Origin of the sequence: Methylobacterium sp. B1 (assembly GCF_000333255.1) — a bacterium.
Classification (GTDB): Bacteria; Pseudomonadota; Alphaproteobacteria; order Rhizobiales; family Beijerinckiaceae; genus Methylobacterium; species Methylobacterium fujisawaense.
Genome location: NZ_BACT01001065.1, coordinates 1 through 2,238, shown reverse-complemented (window position 1 = coordinate 2,238; position 2,238 = coordinate 1). Strand labels below are relative to the sequence as shown.

Sequence of the window (2,238 nt, the reverse complement as noted above, 5' to 3'; positions counted from 1 at the left end):
GCGTGCCGCCGTCCCGTCCAGGTCGTTCCACAGGAGCAGGTGCGGGCGGAACGGCACGCGCCGCCGTCCCACCCGGCCCCCGGCCCGCAGGAGCCGCGCCGAGACCCGGACGCGCCCGATCTGCCGGACGGCGATCGCCCCGCCGGCCCCGATCAGGTCGGTCGAGCGCGATCCCGGCCGGTCCGGCAGCAGGGCCCGCAGCAGGCCTGCAGCGAGCACGCGCCGCAGCCGGGGGGCGGCGTTGCGGATCCCCCGGCCGCCGGAACGGAGGGAGGGCTGCTCGGTGAACGTGTCGGTGACCTCCTCGCCGAGCGTCATCACGGCGGCGATGGGCATCGGGCCCGGCCGCTCGCCCCGCCGCAGGGCGGCCATCCAGGCGTCGCAGGCCTGCGCGGCCGCCTCGAGCCGCCCCGCCAGGGCGCGGCTGACGGCGGGGACGCCCGGCGCCACGAACACGTTCGACGCGTAGGCGCAGCCGATCCCGAGCAGAATCGTCGAGCAGCGGTCGACGCCGATCTGGAACACCGTCTCGGGGCTCTGCACGTCGGCCAGGGCGATGATCGGCACCGTGAAGCCCATGGAGGCGAAGCCGTAGGCGCGCTGGCCGCTCTCGACGCTGGAGGCCGCGGTGAGCAGGCCCATCCACAGGGCCAGCGCGAGGTCGAAGGCCAGGGTCGCCTGGGCGAAATTGGCCACCAGCACCATCGCGACGGTGACGCCGACAAGCGTGCTGCCGGCCCGCCACAGGCTCTTGCGCAGGGAGGCCGCGCGGGTGGCGAGCGTCACCGAGATGACCGTCCAGCCGGCCCAGTGCGGCAGCGCCAGTTCGAGCCACATGGCGAGCCAGATCGCCGCGATGGCGGTGAGCGCGATGCGCACGGCCTCGGCCGCCTCCCGCGGCCACCACGCGGCGAGGCGCTGCAGGAGGCCCGGCGCGTCCTCGGAGAGCGCGACCTCACCGGCCACGGCGCGGCCTCAGCGGCCGGGGCGGGTCGGGGAGCCCGGTCGCGGGCTCACTCATAATGCTCGGCGACGTCGACCTTCCCCTTGAACACCCGATAGACGACCAGGGTGTAGATCAGGGTGATCGGCAGGACCACGATCCCCGCGCCCCAGAACATGAAGGACAGGCTCGCCTCCGGCGCCGCCGCCTCGGTCACCGTCACGCTGAACGGCACCATGTAGGGCAGGAACGAGGCGGCGAGCGTCGCGAAGGCGGCGGCGAAGATCAGCGCCACCAGCGGGAACGGCAGGGCGTCGTTCCGGCGCCGCGCCGCGTAGAGGAGCCCTGCGCAGGCCGCGGCCCCCACGAGGGGCAGGACCAGCATCTCGGGCCGCTCGATCCAGCGGTGCAGCACCCGCAGGTTGATCGCCAGCGCGTACACGAAGGCCGCGCCCAGGAAGGCCAGCACCCCGAGCAGGAGCCGCGGCAGCAGCCGGAAGCCGAGGTCGCGCACGTCGGACTCGGTCTTGCCGCACAGCCACGCGGCGCCGAGCAGCGCGTAGCCGAGGCACAGGCCGAGCCCGCAGAGCAGCGAGAAGGGCGTGAGCCACCCGAACGCCCCACCGACATAGAGCCCGTCCCGGACCGGCAGTTCCTGCACCAGCGCCCCGACCGTCACGCCCTGCACGAAGGCCGCGCAAAAGGAGCCGCCGACGAAGCCCGCGTCCCAGACCCGCCGCAGCCGCCGGGACTTGTAGCGGAACTCGAAGGCGACGCCGCGCAGGATCAGGGCCGCGAGCATCAGGAGGAGCGGCAGGTAGAAGGCCGAGAGCAGCAGCGCGTAGACCGCGGGGAAGGCCCCGAACAGGATCGTCGCGGCCAGAACCAGCCAGGTCTCGTTGCCGTCCCAGACCGGGGCGATCGCCTGCATCATGTGGCGGCGCGCCGCCTCGTCCGGGGCGATCCCGAACAGCATGCCGACGCCGAGGTCGAACCCGTCGAGCAGCACGTAGAGCATCAGGGTGAGGGCGAGGGCGGCGGCCCAGCATTCGATCATGGCTGCTCACTCCGCCGGTGTGCCAGTCGGCGTGGCGCCGGGTGTGCCGGGACTGTCGCCCGGTACGGCGAGCGGCCTCTTGGGGTTGGCGGCGCTCCCCGCATGCGCGGGCGTCGGCAGGATGCCGGCCCTGAGCATGCGGTAGATGTAGACGGTGCCGGCCGCGAAGATCAGCGCGTAGACCGCGCCGAACACGGCGAGGGAGGTCGCCACCTGCGGGGATGTCAGGAACGGCGTC

The 2,238-nt window shown here is 73.7% G+C and carries 2 protein-coding genes and 1 pseudogene; all 3 read right to left on the bottom strand.

Annotated features, from left to right (window positions below; genetic code table 11):
* The coding region (locus I53_RS29620) for an FUSC family protein (RefSeq protein WP_043357874.1) at positions 1-966 on the bottom strand (966 nt) is incomplete at its 3' end.
* 47 nt (positions 967-1,013) lie between these two features.
* Positions 1,014-2,000, bottom strand: a complete 987-nt coding sequence (cydB, locus tag I53_RS29615) for a cytochrome d ubiquinol oxidase subunit II (protein ID WP_043357872.1) — start codon at positions 1,998-2,000, stop codon at positions 1,014-1,016.
* A gap of 6 nt (positions 2,001-2,006) precedes the next feature.
* Positions 2,007-2,238, bottom strand: a pseudogene (locus tag I53_RS29610) (cytochrome ubiquinol oxidase subunit I); the annotation flags it as partial.